Source organism: Mesorhizobium sp. M7A.F.Ce.TU.012.03.2.1, assembly GCF_004006095.1.
Lineage (GTDB): Bacteria > Pseudomonadota > Alphaproteobacteria > Rhizobiales > Rhizobiaceae > Mesorhizobium.
The window spans coordinates 6,193,809-6,211,658 of the sequence record NZ_CP034779.1; the positions used below are offsets into that span (position 1 = coordinate 6,193,809).

Below are 17,850 nucleotides of genomic sequence, written 5' to 3' on the forward strand. Positions count from 1 at the left end.
ATGCCCCAGCCAGACCTTGTCATCTTCGATTGCGACGGCGTGCTCGTCGATTCCGAGATCATCGCCGCCCGTGTCGACGCCGAGCTTTTGACCTTGGCAGGATACGAGATATCGGCTGAGGAGATTTCGGAGAGCTATGCCGGCCTGACCTTCAAGGACATCATGCTGCGGGTCGAGGAAAAGTCCCGCATCCCCTTCCAGGCCTCTCTGATCGACAGGGAGGAACAATTGGTCGACCGCAAACTGCGCAGCGACGTCCGCGCCATCGATGGCGCGCGCGAGGCCGTTGCCGCGGTAACCGTGCCGCGCTGCGTCTGCTCGAATTCACGCTCCGAGCGGATCGAATTCATGCTGGAGAAGGTGCATCTTTTGCCGTTTTTCGCCGACCGGATTTTTTCGGCGATGGAAACACCGACCGGGAAAACGAAACCGGCGCCGGACGTGTTCCTGTTCGCGGCGGAGAAACTCAACGCCAACCCGGCGAACACTTTCGTCATCGAGGATTCCGTGCACGGCGTCCACGGCGCAAGGGCGGCGGGCATGCGGGTGATCGGCTTCACCGGAGCCGCCCACAGCTATCCCGGCCATGCCGACGCGCTCACCGAGGCCGGCGCCGAAACGGTGATCCGCCGCTGGGCGGAGCTGAAAAGCGTGATCGCAGCGCTGTCGGAGTGGTCGGACGCCTGAGAAGCGTGCGCCGCGACGCACGCCTCATGCAACTGCCGAGACCTAGTTCGTCGCGGCAGCCCTCTTGCGGCGGGTCTTCTTCGGCTTGTCGGCCGTTGCCTGATGCGCGGTTTCGTCATAGCCGGCAAAGGCCTGATAATCCTGCGCCGTCGGCTCGGGCACGACGACATTGGAATCGGTGAAGACGAACTGCGTGGCGACCGAAGGATCGGTGACCTGGACCTGATACTGGTGGAGCTGCGAATAGAGGACCTCGGTGCCATGCATCACAGCCGTTCGGATCGGCATGGTGATCGTGCCTGGAGAAAACTTCGGTCCGGGGACAATCTTGCCGGCGACCGCGATCTTCATCGTCAGCTGGCCGTTGGCACGGCTGCAGTCGCGTGTCACGTCGCTGACCGATGCCTGGTAGATGATGTTGGCCGATTCGTCGGGCGGAGTTGCAGCTGCGGCGTCAGCCTCGGCCTGGGCTGCGGCATCCTGCGCGGCGTCGCCGGTCTTCTTGATCCTGGGCTTGGGCTTCTGAGCTTCCTTGGAATAGGTATTGAAGAAAGCCGTGCCGTCGCGCACCATCACCCGAGGGCAATAGGCCTGCAACTGGCTGGCCAGTATCTTGGGATCCTGGGGCGGCGGTGGCGCCGTCGGGTCCTCCTTCTTGCCTATGCCGAGGTTCAGGATGCCATTGTCGCCCGATTGGCAGCCGGCGGCGGCAAGCATAAAGCCGGTGAGCGCAAGACCCGCCAAAAAGCGACCACTGAATGTACGAAACGCCATGAAACTGCACTTCCCTCTCGCAAAGCTGGTGACGTATATCAACCGCGCGGCAAAAATGCGACTGAGCCAGCGCAGAAATTAACCACCTTGCGGTGGATGGAAAGCCAAGCAATAACGGAATTGTGACATGCACTATGTGAGTACCCGCGGGGAAGCCCCCGTTCTTGGATTTTCCGACGCCGTGCTAGCCGGGCTGGCGCGCGACGGCGGGCTCTACGTGCCGCGCGAGTGGCCACAGTTTTCCGCCGCCGAGATCCGCGCCATGCGCGGCCTTGCCTATCCCGACCTTGCCATCCGCGTGCTGTCGCCGTTCCTTGGCGACGAAATCCCGGCCCCCGTTTTCGAGCGGCTGGTGCGCGAAGCCTATGCCACCTTCCGCCACGAGGCCGTTTGCCCGCTGGTGCAGACCGGCCCCAACACCTTCATCCTGGAACTCTTCCACGGGCCGACGCTCGCCTTCAAGGATGTGGCGATGCAGCTTTTGGCCCGGCTGATGGACCATGTGCTTACCGAACGCGATCAGCACGCCACCATCGTCGGGGCGACCTCGGGTGATACCGGCGGGGCGGCCATCGATGCCTTTGCCGGTCGCAGCCGGACCGACATCTTCATCCTTTTCCCGCACGGCCGCGTCTCGCCGGTGCAGCAGCGGCAGATGACGGCGTCGACGGCTGCAAACGTCCATGCGCTGGCGATCGAAGGCAATTTCGACGATTGCCAGGGCCTGCTCAAGGACATGTTCAACGATCACGGCTTTCGCGACCGGGTTGCGCTTTCGGGCGTCAATTCGATCAATTGGGCCCGCATCATGGCCCAGATCGTCTATTATTTCTCCTCGGCGCTGTCGCTCGGCGCACCGGACAGGCCGGTCTCCTTCACCGTGCCGACCGGCAATTTCGGCGATATCTTCGCCGGCTACGCCGCCAAGAAGATGGGCCTGCCGATCGAACGGCTGGTCATCGCCACCAACGACAACGACATCCTGGCGCGCACCTTCGCGACCGGCGAATACCGCACCAAAGGCGTCTTTGCGACCACCTCGCCGTCGATGGACATCCAGGTGTCGTCCAACTTCGAACGCTTGCTGTTCGAGGCCTCCGGCCGTGACGCCGCGACTGTGCGGCGCTACATGGACGGTCTGAAGCAGTCCGGCGCTTTCACCATCGAAACCCAGCAAATCGCCAGCATGCGGTCCGAATTCGACGCCGGCAGGGCTGATATGGACGAGGTTGCCGCCACCATCCGCTCGACGCTCGCGGCCAGCAACTATCTGCTTGATCCGCACACCGCGGCAGCCGTGCATGTCGCGGCAGGCAAGGCGGCGGGCGCCGTGCCGATGGTGGTGCTGGGCACCGCACACCCGGCAAAATTTCCGGCCGCTGTCGAAGCCGCCAGCGGCGTCTCGCCCGCCCTGCCTGCATGGCTAGGCGGGTTGATGACAGCGGAGGAAAAATACACGGTACTTCCATCCGACCTGAAAATGGTGGAAGATTATGTCGGCCGCCGCGCGCGGGCGGCGCGTTAGGGAGTAGTAGCCATATGGGTGTTGAGGTAAGCCGTCTGTCGAACGGCCTGACAGTCGCCACCGAAACCCTTCAAAGCATCGAATCGGTTGCCCTTGGTGCCTGGGTCAAGTCGGGTGCCCGCAATGAACGTGACGACGAGCATGGCATGGCCCATCTGCTCGAGCACATGGCGTTCAAGGGCACGAAAAGGCGGAGCGCCTTCGAAATCGCCTCGGAGATCGAGGACGTCGGCGGCGAGATCAACGCCGCCACCAGCGTCGAGACCACCTCCTACTATGCCAGGGTGCTCTCCGACGACGTGCCGCTGGCCGTCGACATTCTTGCCGACATCCTGCAGGAGTCCGAGTTCGACCCGCAGGAACTCGAACGCGAACAGCATGTGATCCTGCAGGAGATCGGCGCCGCGCACGACACCCCCGACGACATCGTCTTCGACCGCTTCACGGAAACCGCCTATCGCCATCAGACGATTGGGCGCTCCATTCTCGGCACGCCCGAAACGGTCAAATCCTTCACCTCCAAGCAACTCCACGACTTCATCGAGCGGCAATACGGCGCCGAGCGCATGGTGATTGTCGCCGCCGGCGACATCAAGCATGACAATTTCGTGCGCGAGGTCGAAAAGCAGCTCGGCGGCTTCCGCAGCAAGGCCGACAGCACCATCCCGCAATATGCGCAATATGTCGGCGGCGACTTCCGTGAGGACCGCGACCTGATGGACGCGCAGATCGTGCTGGGGTTCGAAGGCCGGGCCTATCATGTGCGCGACTTCTATGCCTCGCAGGTGCTCTCGATGATCCTCGGCGGCGGCATGTCGTCGCGCCTGTTCCAGGAGGTCCGCGAGAAGCGCGGCCTGTGTTATTCGGTCTATGCCTTCCATTGGGGCTTTTCCGACACCGGCGTCTTCGGCGTCCATGCCGCGACCGGCCAGAGCGACATCGCCGAACTGGTGCCTGTCATCATCGACGAACTGCAGAAGGCCGGCGAGAAAATCCTGCAGGAAGAACTCGACCGGGCGCGCGCCCAATATCGCGCCGGACTGATCATGTCAGCCGAAAGCCCGGCCAGCCGCGCTTCGCAGATCGCACGGCAACTGCTTCTGTTCGGCCGCCCGATCGCCAAGGAGGAACTGATGGAACGGCTGTCGGCGCTGACGATCGAGCGGCTGACCGACCTGTCGTCGCGATTGTTCTCGACCAAGCCGACGCTTACCGCTGTCGGGCCTGTGGGTACGCTGGCGCCATACGAGGCGATCCTCGAATCGCTCGCAGGCACGCAGACCACGGCCCGTAAGCTCGCCGTCTAAGCCCCTCGAAGCGTCGTGTTCGCGCTCCCTTTCTTTCGCCGCGACCTGCCGGCGCTGAAAGGCGACCGCGTCACGCTGCGCGTGCCGTTCACCAACGACTACCGCGAGTGGGCGGTGGTGCGCGGCGAAAGCCGCGCCTTCCTCGAACCCTGGGAGCCACGCTGGACTCCCGATGAACTCGACCGCAACGCATGGCGGCTGCGCATCAGCCGCTACCGCGAAGATTATGCGCAAGGAACCGCAATCGCCTTCTTCATCTTCGAGAAGAGCAGCGGCAAGCTTGCTGGCGGCATCACGCTCGGCAACATACGCCATGGCGTCTCGCAAAGCGGCCATGTCGGCTACTGGATCGGCGAGCGCTTCGGCGGCCGCGGCCTGATGACCGACGCGGTCAAGGTGGTGGCCCGCTTCGCCTTCGATACGCTGAGGTTGCACCGGATCGAAGCGGCCTGTATTCCCGACAATATCAGGTCGATCCGCGTGCTTGAAAAAGCCGGATTTCGGCGCGAAGGACTGCTGCGATCCTATCTCAGGATCAACGGCATCTGGCAGGACCACTACCTCTACGCCCGGATCGCGGACGATCCGCCGGGCGTTGGAACGAAGGACTGATTTTTGACGAATTTCCTGCGAAACGGGCCGCTGTTCGCCTTTGTCCTCGCGACACTCCTGACGCTGTGGGCGGCATCGTCGGCCTTCGCCGTGGAGCCGATCAAGATCGCCCGCGACGACGTCGCGCTCGACCTTTCCGGCGCCGTCGAGATCTACCGGAACCAGGGTGAGAATTTCCAGGTGTCGACCGCGCCGGGTCCGGACGGTATCGTGCGGCGCATCGAGGTCGAGGCCAATGATGCACGTTCGACCGGCGACTGGGCGGTGTTCGCGCTCGCCAACACCACCGACCAGCAGCTCGACCGGCTGATCGTCGCACCGCATTTCCGCCTGGTGAATTCCGGCATCTTCTGGCCGGATCTCGGCTCGACCCGCATCGCCGCCATCACGCCCAGCGAGGGTTTCGCGCTCGACCGCCAGACCAGCCCCGATGCCGACGTTTTCCGGGTGACGCTGAATCCCGGCACGGTGATCACCTTCATTGCAGAACTGGCCTCGCCGAAGCTGCCGCAGGTCTACCTCTGGGATCCGGAATCCTACAAGGACTCGGTCAATTCCTACACGCTGTTTCGCGGCATCGTCATCGGTATCGCAGGCTTGCTGGCGCTGTTCCTCACCATCCTTTTCGTGGTCAAGGGAACCTCGATGTTCCCCGCGACCGCCGCCCTTGCCTGGGCGGTACTGGCCTATATCTGTGTCGATTTCGGCTTCCTCAACAAGGTCATCGAGATCTCGCCCGGCAATGAGCAGATGTGGCGGGCGGGAACGGAGGTGGCGCTGGCTGGAACCTTCGTGGTGTTCCTGTTCGCCTATCTCAACCTCAACCGATGGCACGGCCATTTCAGTTACGGCGCGCTGGTCTGGATCCTCGGGCTGGTGCTGATCGCCGGGGTCGCGATCGTCGATCCGGCGGTTGCCGCCGGCATCGCCAGGCTGTCCTTCGCCGCAACCGCACTGACCGGGCTTGGCCTGATCATCTTCCTCGGCATACGCGGCTACGACCGTGCCATCATGCTGGTGCCCAGTTGGGTCATGGTGCTGTTGTGGCTATGCGGATCGTGGATGGCGATCACCGGCATGCTCGACAACGACATTGCCCAGCCGGCCCTGGGCGGCGGGCTGATCCTGATCATCCTTCTGATCGGCTTCACAGTGATGCAGCACGCCTTTGCCGGCGGCGCCCTGCACCAGGGCCTGTTCTCCGACCTCGAGCGGCAGGCGCTGGCGGTGGCCGGATCGGGCGACACGGTCTGGGACTGGGACGTGCTGCGCGACCGCGTCGTCACCAAGCCCGATGTCAGCATCCAGCTCGGCCTGGCACCGAACAGCCTTGGCGGCGCGGCCCGCAATTGGCTGCCGGTGCTGCATGCCGACGACCGCGACACGTTCCGCACGACGCTCGACGTGGTGCTCGAACACCGGCGCGGCCGGGTGTCGCAGAATTTCCGCCTGCGCGGCGCCGACGGCCACTATCACTGGTTTTCACTGCGCGCACGCCCGGTCATCGGCTCGGACGGCGAAGTCATCCGCTGCGTCGGCACCATGGTCGACGTGACCGAGCAGAAAAAGTCCGAGGAAAGGCTGCTGCACGACGCCGTGCACGACAATCTGACCGGCCTGCCCAACCGTGAACTTTTGATGAACCGGCTGGAAGCGATCATCTCGATCGCGCGCACCGAAGAGAAGGTGCGGCCGACCGTCTTCGTCATCGACATTGACCGTTTCAAGCAGGTCAATGACGGGCTCGGCATCTCGGCCGGCGACACCATCCTCTTGACCATCGCGCGCCGCCTGCACCGGCTGCTCAAGCCGAAGGATTCGCTGTCACGCTTTGCCGGCGACCAGTTCGCTTTGATGCTGCTGTCCGAACAAGACCCGGCCCGCATCGCTGCGGTCGCTGATGCCATAAAGCATGCCATCAACAACCCGATCACCTTCGCCAAGCGCGAGATCGTGCTGACCGCGTCGATTGGGCTGATCACCTGGAATTCGCCGCAGATGTCGGCCGAGGACATGGTCAAGGATGCCGAGCTTGCCATGCACCAGGCCAAACGCTTCGGCGGCGACAGGATCGAGCCGTTCCGTCCGGCTTTCCGCACTGTCGGCACCGACAGGCTGCAGTTCGAATCCGACCTGCGCCGCGCCATCGAGCGGCGCGAATTCACGCTTGCCTACCAGCCGATCGTGCGGCTCGAGGACGGCAGTGTCGCCGGCTTCGAGGCGCTGCTGCGCTGGGACCACCCGCGCCGCGGCATGATCCCGCCGGCGGATTTCATCCCGGTCGCCGAAAGCTGCGGGCTTATCGTGCAGCTCGGCCTGTTTGCCATGCAGCAGGCGGCGGAAGATCTCGCCAGCTGGCAAAAACAGATCGGCGACGCGCCGCTGTCGGTCTCGGTCAATTTGTCCAGCCGCCAGTTGATCCGCCGCGACCTGGTCAGTGACGTCCGCTCGGTCATCGCGCGGGCCAATCTGAAGCCGCGCTGCTTCCGGCTGGAGCTCACCGAATCGCTTGTCATGGACAATCCCGAGCAGACCGCCCATGTGCTGACCAAGCTGAAGCAGCTCGGCATCGGCCTGTCGCTGGACGATTTCGGCACCGGCTACTCCTCACTGGCCTACCTGACGCGTTTCCCCTTCGACACCATCAAGATCGACAAGAGCTTCGTCGACGACAACACGCCCAAGCGCGCGGTGCTGCTGAAGTCGATGGTCAACATGGCGCATGAGCTCGGCCTGTCCGTCGTCGCCGAAGGCATTTCGGACGAGAGCGATGCGCTGGAATTGCGTCAGATGGGCTGCGAATATGTGCAGAGCTTCATGTTCGGCGCCCCGATGCCGGGCGACCAGGTGCTGAAGACGCTAAAAGAGCAGTATCCGCTGACGCAAGCGTGAGAGCCCGTTTGGAAACTCTACTCTGGCGGCCATCTGACGGCGTTTTCTGCGCTTCCGGTGCTCACGGACCCGAATGTCCGCTGCGCTCCGGTTCTCGAAAACACCACCATATGACTCTCCAGAGCGAGTTTCGAAACGGGCTCCGCGATGAGGGGGTTTAGGCGTGTCCGGCCGCCAGGCTGAGATGCGCAAGGTCGATGCCGATCGAGGCGAGGATCCGGTCGTATTTGCGCTCGATATCGGTGTCGAACAGAAGCTCGGCATTGGCCGGACAGGTCAGCCAGCCATTTTCGGCGATCTCGGTCTCCAGCTGGCCGGCGCCCCAGCCGGAATAGCCGAGCGCCATCAGCGCATGACGAGGCCCGCGGCCGGACGATATGGCGCGCAATATGTCGACGGTCGCCGTCAGGCAGATGTCGTCGGAAACGGTCAGCGACGATTCCACCCGATAGTCTCCCGAATGCAGGACGAAGCCCCGGCTGCGGTCCACGGGGCCACCATTGCGCACGACGAAATCGCGGGCCTGAGCCGGCAAGCGGATCGCCTCCTGCTCGTTCATGATGCCCAGTTGCACGAGCAAGTCCGGAAACAGCATCTGCTGCGTCTGGTTGATGATCAGGCCCATGGCGCCTTCATCGGAATGTGCGCAGACATAGATGACCGAGCGCGTGAAACGGTCGTCCTTCATGCCGGGCATGGCAATCAGGAACTGATCGTCGAGAAAGCCGCGGCTGGCGACCGTCTTCTTGTGGCGCAACAAGTCCATGAAAGGGAGCGTAACGCGTTTCCAAAGCGCCGAAAAGATGCGCCGTGCTGGATTCGACCAAAGCCTGTGGCGGCGGCTCGAACATTCTTCTCCCTCGAAGTCACGCAAATATGATACCGGCAAGGCCATGAAATCATTGCGCGGCCACGAACGGACGATCAAATCACCGCCATGCGAAGCTTGAAAATCCTGCTGCTCGGCGCCGCCATCGGATCGGCAACCGCTCTTCCCGCCGCCGCCTCCTCATCGGCGTGGTACAACAGCGAAGGCGGCAAGGTCCGGCTGGTGACATCAGGCAAAGCCGACGACACCGGCCGCATCCAGGGCGTTCTCGACATAGCGCTCAAGCCCGGCTGGAAGACATATTGGCGCGATCCGGGCGACGCGGGCGTGCCGCCGCAACTCGACATTTCAGCCAGCACCAACATCGCCGACGCAGCGCTATCGTTTCCGGCGCCGCAGCGCCATGACGACGGCTATGGCAAATGGGCAGGCTACAACTATCCGGTTTCTCTGCCGGTGACATTCACGCTGGCGGCGCCGAACCAGCCGGCGTTGATCGATGCCGACATCTTTCTCGGCATCTGCGAAACGATCTGCATTCCGGTGCAGACGCGGCTGACCGTCGACCCGGCCTCCGATCCGGACAATGCCGAGGACGCAGCGCTGGTGAAGGCGAGTTTCGCGGCGCTACCAGCGCCCGCGAGGTCCGATTTCGGCATCGCTGTGCTGCCGGGCGACCACGAGACGCTGATTGTTGAGGCGAGCTTTCCCGGCGATCCGGAGGCGGCGGATTTCTTCGTCGCCGGCGAGCGGGACTACATGTTCGGCACCCCTGCCCGCAGCGAAAAGGACGGCAAGCTGATCTTCACCGTGCCGATCCTCGATCGCCCCTCGACGACGCCGACCGATGGCGGGCTTCACTATACGCTGACGAGTTCGGCGGGCGCGGTCGAAGGGGTTCTGCCTTTCCCTTGATCCAGCCCACCCCAACGGTTGCAGGAAGCCGTCGGGTTCGCTAGGCAAAGACACGTCCTTCCCCATTTTCCCAAGCGAGGAATCCATGACCATTTCCGTTGGCGACAAGCTGCCTGACGTGACCTTCAAGACGATGACCGCCGATGGCGCCAAGCCGATCACCGGGGCCGAGATTTTCTCGGGCAAGAAGGTCGTGCTGTTTGGGGTTCCCGGCGCCTTCACACCGACCTGCAGCAACAACCATTTGCCGGGTTATCTCGAAAACCACGATGCCATCCTGGCGCGCGGCGTCGACACCATCGCCGTCGTTTCGGTCAACGACGTCCATGTCATGGGCGCCTGGGCGCACTTCACCGGCGGTGAGGGCAAGATCATGTTCCTCGCCGACGGCAGTGGCGATTTCGCCAAGGCGGTAGGCCTCGACAATGACCTTTCCGCCAGCGGCATGGGGCTGCGTTCGAAGCGGTTTTCGATGATCGTCGACGACGGCAAGGTCACCGCGCTCAATGTCGAGACCAAGCCTGGTGTCGACGAGTCCGGCGCGGCTCATATTCTGGGACAGCTCTGAAGTTCAGCGCGGCGTCGGGTGTGGAACGACGATCGCGCTTGTAGCCCAGGGCTTGCGTTTGGGGGGATTCTAGCGATGTTTGACATGTTCTGGCGCGCTATCGCGATCGGCATCGGCGCCACCGTCCTGATGGATCTCTGGGCCATCTTCCTGCACAAGGCGTTCGGCCAGCCACGGCCGAACTGGGGGCCGGTCGGTCGCTGGGTCTGGCATCTCCGCGACAAGGTCTTCCACGACGATATCGGCGATGCCACATCTTACGCGCATGAAAAGGCGCTGGGTTGGGCCTTTCACTATTTTGTCGGCATCGCCTACAGCATCATCCTGGTGGTGCTGGCCGGAGCGAGTTGGCTTGCCGCGCCGACATTCCTGCCGGCCTTCATCCTCGGCATCGTCACCGTCGGCGCCGGCTGGTTCCTGCTGGCACCCGGCATGGGCGCCGGCTGGGCGGCCTCGAAGCGGCCAAATCCGATGCAGATCCGGGCGCTGAACCTGGTGTCGCACACGGTGTTCGCACTTGGGCTTTGGGGCACGGCGCTGCTGATCCGATAAGGGTCTACAACTGCGCTGGCCAGTCGATCGGCAGCCAGCAGTAGATAACGCGGTGCGCGCCGATATCGTAGTAGTTGCCACCCCCGCCGGCTGATCCGCTTCTTCGTACCTGAGAGCCACGCCGCTCCGGAAATTCAATAGCTCTGGGTAGAGCGCCGCACTTTCGCGATTGCCGGTTGTTTGGCCGGCGCAGCAGGCTTTGCCGCTGCTGCAGGCTTGAACGGACCTTTCTTGAACGGCGCCATGCCTTCGCGCGCAAGCTCGTCGGCGCGCTCGTTCTCGACATGACCGTCATGGCCCTTGACCCAGTTCCAGGTGACCTTGTGGCGCTTGTTGGCCTCGTCGAGCGCCTGCCAGAGTTCACCGTTCTTCACCGGCTTCTTGTCGGCGGTCTTCCAGCCGTTCTTCTTCCAGCCGTGGATCCACTTGGAAATGCCGTCCATGACATATTTGCTGTCGGTGTGAAGGTCGACCGTGCACGGTTCCTTCAGCGCGTTCAGCGCCGAAATGGCGGCCAACAGTTCCATGCGGTTGTTGGTCGTCTCGGCTTCCCCGCCGGAAAGCTCCTTGGTGGTGCCGTTGAAGCGCAGGATCGCGCCCCAGCCGCCAGGGCCGGGATTGCCCGAACAGGCGCCGTCGGTGAAGATCTCAACCTGCTTGCTCATGATACCCATATCAGGCCAATCCATATTCCGAAGGAGATTTGATCGCCCGGTGGAACCGCATCCTTCTGATGTATTCGGTCGGATCGCGCTTCATCACGAGCCCGCCATCGGGGACGGTCAGCCAGTCGTACAGCCGGGTCAGCATGAAGCGCAACGCCGAACCGCGCGCCAGCACCGGCAGCGCAGTTTGTTCCTGGTCGCTCAGGGGCCGGACGCTCTGGTAGCCGGCGAGCAGCGCCTTGCCCTTGGTGAGGTTGAAGGAAAAATCCTTCTCGAAGCACCAGGCGTTGAGACAGGTGGCGACATCGTATGCGTAGAGGTCGTCGCAGGCGAAATAGAAATCGATCAGGCCGGACAGTTTTTCGCCGAGGAAGAAAACGTTGTCCGGGAAAAGATCGGCGTGGATGATGCCTTTGGGAAGGTCCTTCGGCCAGTTGCGCTCGAAATCGGCAAAGTCGGCATCGACCTCGGCCGCCAGGCCCGGCTCGACCTCGTCTGCGCGATCGCGCGCTGCATCCCAGAGCTTGCGCCAGCCGTCGATGGCCAGGGCATTCGGACGCGTCATCGAAAAATCGGCACCGGCCAGATGCAACTGCGCCAATGCCTTGCCGACCTCGGCACAATGCGTTGCTGTGGGCCGCCGCAACGAAAGCCCTTCCAGGAAGGTGATGATGACCGCCGGCCGGCCGGCGAGCGTGCCGATGACGCTGCCGTCATGCGCGGTCACCGGCAGCGGGCAGGACACGCCCTTGTTGGCGAGATGGCCCATCAGCCCGAGGAAAAACGGCAAATCCGCCTTCTCGACGCGCTTCTCATAGAGCGTCAGGATGTAGGAGCCGCTGGAGGTGTGCAGCAGGAAGTTCGAGTTCTCGGTGCCTTCGGCGATGCCCTTGTAGGACAGGAGATCGCCGACCGGATAGTGCTTCAGGAATGCGCCGAGTTCGCCTTCCGCAACGTCGGTGTATACCGCCATGTGGCTTACGCGGCTCCATTGACGAAGGCCATGTCGGCCCGCGTCAGTTCGACATCGCGCAATACCCGCATGACCGGAAAATCCTCCGTTTCCGTGGCCGTGATGGCCAGGTCGATCGTGACATCGAAGCGTTGCCGGAACGCGTCGATGATCTCGTCGACGATGATTTCGGGCGCCGATGCGCCGGCCGACAGGCCAAGCGTCGAGATGTTGCCGATGTCATTCCACGGAATCTCGGCGGCGCGCTGCACGAGAAGCGACATGGTGGCGCCTGCACGCTCCGCGACTTCGACAAGTCGTCGCGAATTGGAGGAATTCGGCGCGCCGACGATCAGATAGAGATCGGCACCCGGCGCGGTGTCCTTGACTGCTTCCTGGCGGTTGGTGGTGGCATAGCAGATCGATTCCGCCGCTGGTGCCTGCAGCGCCGGAAAGCGATCCCGCAAGGCGCGGATGATGCCGGCGGTGTCCTCGACAGACAATGTGGTCTGGGTAACGAAGCCGAGCGCCTGCGGATCGGCGGGCGAGAGCTTTGCGGCATCGGCTTCGGTTTCGATCAGCGTCACCGCTCCGTCCGGCAGTTGGCCCATGGTGCCGATCACTTCGGGATGACCGGCGTGACCAATCAACAGCACATGGCGGCCGAGCCGCTGATGGCGCATCGCCTGCTTGTGGACCTTCGACACCAGCGGGCAGGTGGCATCGAGATAGAAGAGATTGCGCGCCTTCGCATCCGCCGGCACCGATTTCGGCACGCCATGCGCCGAGAACACGACGGGCGACTGCCGATGTTCGGCCGGTATCTCGGAGAGTTCCTCGATGAAGACGGCGCCAAGGCTTTGCAGCCCCTCGACGACGTAGCGGTTGTGCACGATCTCATGGCGGACATAGACCGGCGCGCCATATTTCTTCAGCGCCAGCACGACGATCTGGATGGCACGGTCGACACCGGCGCAGAAACCGCGCGGCTGGCAGAGCCGGATCGTCAGAGGTGGTTTAGTGGTTGTCTGAAGCATTAAATCCGGGCCGGTTGATCAAAGCCGAAATGAAGTGCGCACCCCTGCCCTGTCAAGGGCATCGGTTGAAAGGGGGCATCAGCCGCGTTCATTCGTCTTTCGCGGGACGGCGAAGCCGCAGGATGAGCACGGCTGCGAGCGCCGCGGCAAGCCCGTACCAAGTCATCGCATATTGGAGATGGCTGTTCGGGAGATCGATGATGGTGACGCCGCCAACCGGCAAGCCGCCTGGGTTTGGCGTCTTGTCTGCGTCGATGAAGATCGGCACCAGCGCGGCGCCCGCCGGCAGACCGGCGCTTGCAGCCATCACGTCGCGGTCCTTCCAGTAGAAGATGTTCTTCGCCACGTCGTTGTCGGGAAGCATCATCGACGGCTTGCCCGGCAGCGGGTTGCGGGCCAGCCCCGTGACCGTCACTCTGCCAGCCACCTGTCCCTTGGCGCGCTTGGCGGCATCCTTCAGATCGTAAGGCACGAAGCCCCGATTGATCAGGACGAAGCGGCCGTCGTCGAGCGCCAGCGGCGTGTAGACATTGAAGCCGGCATCACCTTCCCAGGTCGCGTAGAAATGGCGTTCGCCTTGATGCAGGAACGTGCCGGTGACGGTGACAGGCGTATAATCGACATCCCCGGTGGCGGCGAACTCTTTCTCGACCGCAACCAACGGCAACGGCGCCGAATGGGTGCGCTGGTCGATGGTCTGCAGAAGGCCTTCCTTCCAATACAGGCGCTGCATCTGCCAGGTGCCGAGCACCAGCAGGATCAGGAACAGCACAAGGCCAAGGCCGAGCAGCAATGCCGATCGCGGCCGCGAACGACCGTCAGTTCTAAGGGAAGCCTCGCTCATTCGCCGCGATCCAGCCGGCCCTCGGCCGCTTGGTTGCGGTATTGCAGCGTCAGCAGCACGCCCTTGATCAGCCGCAGCGCCGTCAAGCACAGCACAACAGCCAGCGGAATCCAGACCAGCAGATGCAGCCAGAGCGGCGGGCTGAGCGTGACTTCTACCCAGAGCGCCAGGCCGACGATGATAAAGCCGATGATCAGGATCACGAACACCGCCGGCCCGTCGCCGGCATCAGCGTAGGAATAATCGAGGCCGCAATTGACGCATCGCTTGCCGACGGTGAGGAAGCCGGAAAATAGCCGCCCCTCGCCGCAGCGCGGGCAACGGCCATGCAGGCCGGCCGAGATCGGATCGATCGGCGGCCAGATCGCCCTATCTTCACTCTTGGAAGAGTCGTCGCTCATTGCTTACCGCTCGATTTCAGATCGACCGGCAACCAGTTCATATTGCCACTCATTGCCTACCGCTCGATCTCGATCGGTGTGCCATCGGCCACCATCGCCCAGATTTCGTCCATATCGGAGTCCGTAACCGCAATGCAGCCGTCGGTCCAGTCGACCAATTGAAGCAGCCAGCCCCACCAGCCATAACCGTTTGGCTGGCCGTGGATCATGATCATGCCGCCCGCGTCGACATTGCGCGCCCTGGCGGCCGCCAGATCGTCGGTGTTGGGGTACGAAATATGGATCGATCTGTGCGCGATGCTGTTCGGGTTGCGCCAGTCGAGGACATAGTTCCCCTCGGGCGTGCGTTGATCGCCCTCCTGGTGCTTATGCCCGACAGGATCGCCGCCGAGTGCGATGCCGTAGCTGCGCAGGATCTTGCCGTCGCCGATGAGTTCCAGCCGGCGTTCGGCTTTGTGGACACGCACCAGATCCACCTTCTCGCCGGCAAAGGCCGGGAGTGCCGCGATCATCAATGCGCAAATGGCCCGGAAAATTGTCAGCCGCATTGGCTATCGATCAGCGATCATTGCGCCAAAAAGAAGAAGGCGGCCACATTGCCGCGGCCGCCCCTCCCCAAACGGAAATTCCTCAGGCCAGGATCAGTGGCCCTCGATCACCGCGCCGACCGATCCCCAGACGTAGATCGAGGCGAACAGGAACAGCCAGACCACGTCGACGAAGTGCCAGTACCAGGCGGCCGCCTCGAAGCCGAAATGTTGCTTGGGGGTGAAATCACCCTTCATCGCCCGGATCAGGCAGACCAACAGGAAGATGGTGCCGATGATGACGTGGAAACCGTGGAAGCCGGTCGCCATGAAGAAAGTGGCGCCATAGATGGAATCCTTGAAGGCGAACGGAGCATGCATGTACTCGTAGGCCTGCACCATGGTGAACAGCATGCCGAGGCCAACGGTCAGCACCAGGCCGTTGATCAGCCCCTTGCGATCGCCATGGATGAGCGAATGGTGCGCCCAGGTCACCGTGGTGCCGGACAGCAGCAGGATGACGGTGTTGTAGAGCGGCAAATGGAAGGGATCGAGAACTTCCATGCCCTTCGGCGGCCAGACACCGCCGGTAAACGCGGTGCGGGCATATTGCTGGACTTCGCTCGGAAACAGGCTGGCATCGAAATAGGCCCAGAACCAGGCAACGAAGAACATTACCTCCGAGGCGATGAACATGATCATGCCGTAGCGCAGATGCAGCGACACGACACGCGTGTGATGGCCCTCATGCGCTTCCTTGATCGTGTCCGACCACCAGGCGAACATGGTGTAGAGGATGATCACGAGACCGATGAAGAACAGCCATGGATTGGCGATGTTGAAGCCGAAGATCGGGAACGAGCCGCCCTTCAGGTATTCCATCAAGCAGACGCCGCCAAAGGCGGCGACAAGTGCGCCTACCGATCCCAGGAAAGGCCACGGGCTCGGGTCGACGAGATGATAGTCATGCTGTGGTTTTGCGTGCGCGTCTGCCATATCAACCCCCGAGATTTGCTTCGGTATTCGAAATTGTCTTGCTATTGCCCTTGGCCGGCTCCGAGGAGGCGACCGGCTTGGCCTTCTCGACCGGGAACATCGTATAGGACAGCGTGATCGTCTTCACGTCCTTCAGTTCCGGCACATTGACGATGTCGGGGTCCACGTAGAACAGGACCGGCATGTCCAGTGTCTCGCCGGGCTTCAGCGTCGTGTCGGTGAAGCAGAAGCACTCGACCTTGTTGAAATAGGGACCCGCCAGTTCAGGCTGCACGTTGAAGGTGGCGCGGCCGGTCACGGGACGATCGAACTTGTTGGTCGCCTGATAGTGCGCCTGCACGGTCTCGCCGATCTTCATCGTCATCGAGCGCTGGACCGGCTGGAACTCCCACGGCACGCCAGCGATGTTGGCATCGAAGCGGACGGTGATCTCGCGGTCGAGCACGCGGCCGGCATACTGCTTCTCGGCACGTTGCGTCGTGCCGCCATAGCCGGTCGCCTGGCAAAACATCTTGTAGAGCGGCACCGCGGCATAGGCCATGCCGATCATGCCGGTAAAAAAGGCGAGGCAGACAGCCGCGACGATGACGTTGCCGTTCTTGCCAGCCGCTTTTTTGGAGGTCTCGACGCTCATCACATCGTGCCCAGATTGTGGCCGAACTTCACGATCGTCGCGATGTAGAAAATGACCACCAGCAGCGCCAGCGCCACACCGATGGCGATAGAACGGCTGCGCTGCGCCTTCTTCTGACGCTCGGTCAACGTGACGGTCTCGAGCTTTTCCTCGATCATGGTCATGCTCCACCCATGGCAAGCGCGCGTTCGACAACGCTGTCGGCCAGATAGGCAGCGAAGATGGCGAAGAGATAAAGCAGCGAATAGGCGAACAGGGCCTTGGCCGGTTTCATGACGCGGTCATCGTCGGCCATGCCAAGCACTTTCCACGCGTACCAGACAAAACCGACTCCCAGAAGCAGGGCGGCCACGCCATAGAACGGCGTGGTGTAGCCAAGCAGCCACGGCAGCACGCCGACCGGGGCCAGCACCAGCGCATAGGCGAAGATCTGGCGGCGGGTCGAAGCGTGGCCGGCGACGTTGGGCATCATCGGAATGCCGGCCTTGGCATAGTCCTCGGACTTGAACAGCGCCAGCGCCCAGAAATGCGGCGGCGTCCACAGGAAGATGATCAGGAACAAGACAATGCTTTCGAGGCTGACTGTCCCGGTCACCGCGGCCCAGCCGATCACGGGCGGGATGGCACCGGCGGCCCCGCCGATGACGATGTTCTGCGGCGTCCAGCGCTTCAGCCACATCGTGTAGACGACGGCGTAGAAAAAGATGGTGAAGGCGAGCAGCGTCGCCGCCAGCCAGTTGACCAGCACGCCGAGCGTCATCACCGACAGCACCGACAGCACCAGCCCGAAGGTCAGGGCTTCGTGCGGCTGGATGCGACCGGCGGGGACCGGGCGGTTGGCGGTCCTGGTCATCACGGCATCGATGTCGGCATCGTACCACATGTTGAGCGCGCCGGAGGCACCAGCACCTATTGCAATAGCCAGGATGGCGATCACCGCCAGCAGAGGGTTGATGGTCACGGGTGCGGCGACAAGGCCGACAAAGGCGGTGAACACCACCAGCGACATGACGCGCGGCTTCAGCAGCGCGAAGAAATCGCCCGCCGTCGCTTCCGACATGCGAAAGCCCGCTTCGTCAATCAATGGGTCGTCGACAAGGGCCATGCGTACTTAAGTCCATCATCCGTTGGCC

The 17,850-nt window shown here is 62.8% G+C and carries 20 protein-coding genes; 8 read left to right on the forward strand and 12 right to left on the reverse strand.

From position 1 onward, the window contains the following. Positions 1-687 (forward strand): HAD family phosphatase, encoded by a 687-nt coding sequence (locus tag EJ079_RS30720; protein WP_127268823.1) that lies wholly within the window; start codon positions 1-3, stop codon positions 685-687. 42 nt (positions 688-729) lie between these two features. On the opposite strand, the gene EJ079_RS30725 is transcribed toward EJ079_RS30720, so the two are convergent. Continuing rightward, positions 730-1,461: a hypothetical protein gene (locus tag EJ079_RS30725; protein ID WP_127810995.1), complete on the reverse strand. Its 732-nt coding sequence runs from the start codon at positions 1,459-1,461 to the stop codon at positions 730-732. Between the two features lie 127 nt (positions 1,462-1,588). Between EJ079_RS30725 and thrC the strand changes: the two genes are divergently transcribed. From thrC to EJ079_RS30745, 4 genes are read left to right on the forward strand one after another with little or no spacing between them, the layout of a single operon-like run. After that, the gene (thrC, locus tag EJ079_RS30730) at positions 1,589-2,986 is read left to right on the forward strand and encodes a threonine synthase (RefSeq protein ID WP_127810996.1); all 1,398 of its coding nucleotides are present in this window, start codon (positions 1,589-1,591) and stop codon (positions 2,984-2,986) included. A gap of 14 nt (positions 2,987-3,000) precedes the next feature. Beyond that, positions 3,001-4,293, forward strand: a complete 1,293-nt coding sequence (locus tag EJ079_RS30735; protein WP_056580991.1) for a pitrilysin family protein — start codon at positions 3,001-3,003, stop codon at positions 4,291-4,293. A gap of 15 nt (positions 4,294-4,308) precedes the next feature. Beyond that, complete coding sequence (locus EJ079_RS30740; RefSeq protein ID WP_127268573.1) at positions 4,309-4,905, forward strand: GNAT family protein; 597 nt, start codon at positions 4,309-4,311, stop codon at positions 4,903-4,905. A 3-nt stretch (positions 4,906-4,908) separates the two neighbouring features. After that, the gene (locus tag EJ079_RS30745; protein ID WP_127810997.1) at positions 4,909-7,797 is read left to right on the forward strand and encodes an EAL domain-containing protein; all 2,889 of its coding nucleotides are present in this window, start codon (positions 4,909-4,911) and stop codon (positions 7,795-7,797) included. Positions 7,798-7,954: 157 nt separating this feature from the next. On the opposite strand, the gene EJ079_RS30750 is transcribed toward EJ079_RS30745, so the two are convergent. Next, a complete protein-coding gene (locus EJ079_RS30750) occupies positions 7,955-8,563 on the reverse strand; it encodes a YqgE/AlgH family protein (RefSeq protein ID WP_023808594.1) in 609 nt (202 codons plus the stop codon). Positions 8,564-8,734: 171 nt separating this feature from the next. Between EJ079_RS30750 and EJ079_RS30755 the strand changes: the two genes are divergently transcribed. The 3 genes from EJ079_RS30755 to EJ079_RS30765 all read left to right on the forward strand — a co-directional run bounded on the left by EJ079_RS30755 (position 8,735) and on the right by EJ079_RS30765 (position 10,661). After that, complete coding sequence (locus EJ079_RS30755; RefSeq protein WP_127270313.1) at positions 8,735-9,541, forward strand: protein-disulfide reductase DsbD domain-containing protein; 807 nt, start codon at positions 8,735-8,737, stop codon at positions 9,539-9,541. A gap of 85 nt (positions 9,542-9,626) precedes the next feature. Continuing rightward, positions 9,627-10,109, forward strand: coding sequence for a peroxiredoxin (locus EJ079_RS30760; protein WP_127398996.1), 483 nt, complete (start codon positions 9,627-9,629; stop codon positions 10,107-10,109). Positions 10,110-10,184: 75 nt separating this feature from the next. Further along, entirely contained in the window at positions 10,185-10,661 is a 477-nt protein-coding gene (locus EJ079_RS30765) for a DUF2938 domain-containing protein (RefSeq protein WP_127810998.1), read from the forward strand. Between the two features lie 134 nt (positions 10,662-10,795). Here EJ079_RS30765 and rnhA read toward each other — a convergent pair whose 3' ends face one another. From rnhA to EJ079_RS30815, 10 genes are all read right to left on the reverse strand, one after another. Continuing rightward, positions 10,796-11,326: a ribonuclease HI gene (gene rnhA / locus EJ079_RS30770; RefSeq protein WP_127810999.1), complete on the reverse strand. Its 531-nt coding sequence runs from the start codon at positions 11,324-11,326 to the stop codon at positions 10,796-10,798. Between the two features lie 10 nt (positions 11,327-11,336). After that, on the reverse strand, positions 11,337-12,299 hold the full coding sequence (locus EJ079_RS30775) for a homoserine kinase (protein WP_127811000.1): 963 nt from the start codon (positions 12,297-12,299) through the stop codon (positions 11,337-11,339). 5 nt (positions 12,300-12,304) lie between these two features. Beyond that, on the reverse strand, positions 12,305-13,315 hold the full coding sequence (gene ispH / locus EJ079_RS30780; protein WP_127811001.1) for a 4-hydroxy-3-methylbut-2-enyl diphosphate reductase: 1,011 nt from the start codon (positions 13,313-13,315) through the stop codon (positions 12,305-12,307). An 88-nt stretch (positions 13,316-13,403) separates the two neighbouring features. Beyond that, positions 13,404-14,159, reverse strand: a complete 756-nt coding sequence (locus tag EJ079_RS30785) for an SURF1 family protein (protein ID WP_164761698.1) — start codon at positions 14,157-14,159, stop codon at positions 13,404-13,406. Next, entirely contained in the window at positions 14,156-14,560 is a 405-nt protein-coding gene (locus tag EJ079_RS30790; RefSeq protein WP_127395867.1) for a DUF983 domain-containing protein, read from the reverse strand. Before EJ079_RS30790 ends, EJ079_RS30785 begins: the two co-directional genes overlap by 4 nt. 56 nt (positions 14,561-14,616) lie before the next feature. Beyond that, positions 14,617-15,108, reverse strand: a complete 492-nt coding sequence (locus EJ079_RS30795; RefSeq protein ID WP_127320373.1) for a L,D-transpeptidase family protein — start codon at positions 15,106-15,108, stop codon at positions 14,617-14,619. 93 nt (positions 15,109-15,201) lie between these two features. After that, entirely contained in the window at positions 15,202-16,083 is an 882-nt protein-coding gene (locus tag EJ079_RS30800) for a cytochrome c oxidase subunit 3 (RefSeq protein ID WP_127270321.1), read from the reverse strand. Between the two features lies 1 nt (position 16,084). Further along, positions 16,085-16,717 (reverse strand): cytochrome c oxidase assembly protein, encoded by a 633-nt coding sequence (locus tag EJ079_RS30805; protein ID WP_127395869.1) that lies wholly within the window; start codon positions 16,715-16,717, stop codon positions 16,085-16,087. Further along, positions 16,717-16,875, reverse strand: coding sequence for a hypothetical protein (locus tag EJ079_RS30810; RefSeq protein WP_013532777.1), 159 nt, complete (start codon positions 16,873-16,875; stop codon positions 16,717-16,719). Before EJ079_RS30810 ends, EJ079_RS30805 begins: the two co-directional genes overlap by 1 nt. A gap of 2 nt (positions 16,876-16,877) precedes the next feature. Continuing rightward, positions 16,878-17,822: a heme o synthase gene (locus tag EJ079_RS30815; protein ID WP_127320379.1), complete on the reverse strand. Its 945-nt coding sequence runs from the start codon at positions 17,820-17,822 to the stop codon at positions 16,878-16,880. Between the last annotated feature and the right edge of the window lie 28 nt (positions 17,823-17,850).

Coding starts and splice junctions, on each gene's coding strand:
- EJ079_RS30765 (WP_127810998.1), top strand. CDS start 10,185: ATGTTTGACATGTTCTGGCGCGCTATCGCGATCGGCATCGGCGCCACC.
- EJ079_RS30810 (WP_013532777.1), bottom strand. CDS start 16,875: ATGATCGAGGAAAAGCTCGAGACCGTCACGTTGACCGAGCGTCAGAAG.
- EJ079_RS30785 (WP_164761698.1), bottom strand. CDS start 14,159: ATGAGCGAGGCTTCCCTTAGAACTGACGGTCGTTCGCGGCCGCGATCG.
- EJ079_RS30725 (WP_127810995.1), bottom strand. CDS start 1,461: ATGGCGTTTCGTACATTCAGTGGTCGCTTTTTGGCGGGTCTTGCGCTC.
- EJ079_RS30805 (WP_127395869.1), bottom strand. CDS start 16,717: ATGAGCGTCGAGACCTCCAAAAAAGCGGCTGGCAAGAACGGCAACGTC.
- EJ079_RS30735 (WP_056580991.1), top strand. CDS start 3,001: ATGGGTGTTGAGGTAAGCCGTCTGTCGAACGGCCTGACAGTCGCCACC.
- rnhA (WP_127810999.1), bottom strand. CDS start 11,326: ATGAGCAAGCAGGTTGAGATCTTCACCGACGGCGCCTGTTCGGGCAAT.
- EJ079_RS30760 (WP_127398996.1), top strand. CDS start 9,627: ATGACCATTTCCGTTGGCGACAAGCTGCCTGACGTGACCTTCAAGACG.
- thrC (WP_127810996.1), top strand. CDS start 1,589: ATGCACTATGTGAGTACCCGCGGGGAAGCCCCCGTTCTTGGATTTTCC.
- EJ079_RS30720 (WP_127268823.1), top strand. CDS start 1: ATGCCCCAGCCAGACCTTGTCATCTTCGATTGCGACGGCGTGCTCGTC.
- EJ079_RS30815 (WP_127320379.1), bottom strand. CDS start 17,822: ATGGCCCTTGTCGACGACCCATTGATTGACGAAGCGGGCTTTCGCATG.
- EJ079_RS30795 (WP_127320373.1), bottom strand. CDS start 15,108: ATGCGGCTGACAATTTTCCGGGCCATTTGCGCATTGATGATCGCGGCA.
- EJ079_RS30750 (WP_023808594.1), bottom strand. CDS start 8,563: ATGGACTTGTTGCGCCACAAGAAGACGGTCGCCAGCCGCGGCTTTCTC.
- EJ079_RS30755 (WP_127270313.1), top strand. CDS start 8,735: ATGCGAAGCTTGAAAATCCTGCTGCTCGGCGCCGCCATCGGATCGGCA.
- EJ079_RS30775 (WP_127811000.1), bottom strand. CDS start 12,299: ATGGCGGTATACACCGACGTTGCGGAAGGCGAACTCGGCGCATTCCTG.
- EJ079_RS30790 (WP_127395867.1), bottom strand. CDS start 14,560: ATGAGCGACGACTCTTCCAAGAGTGAAGATAGGGCGATCTGGCCGCCG.
- ispH (WP_127811001.1), bottom strand. CDS start 13,315: ATGCTTCAGACAACCACTAAACCACCTCTGACGATCCGGCTCTGCCAG.
- EJ079_RS30800 (WP_127270321.1), bottom strand. CDS start 16,083: ATGGCAGACGCGCACGCAAAACCACAGCATGACTATCATCTCGTCGAC.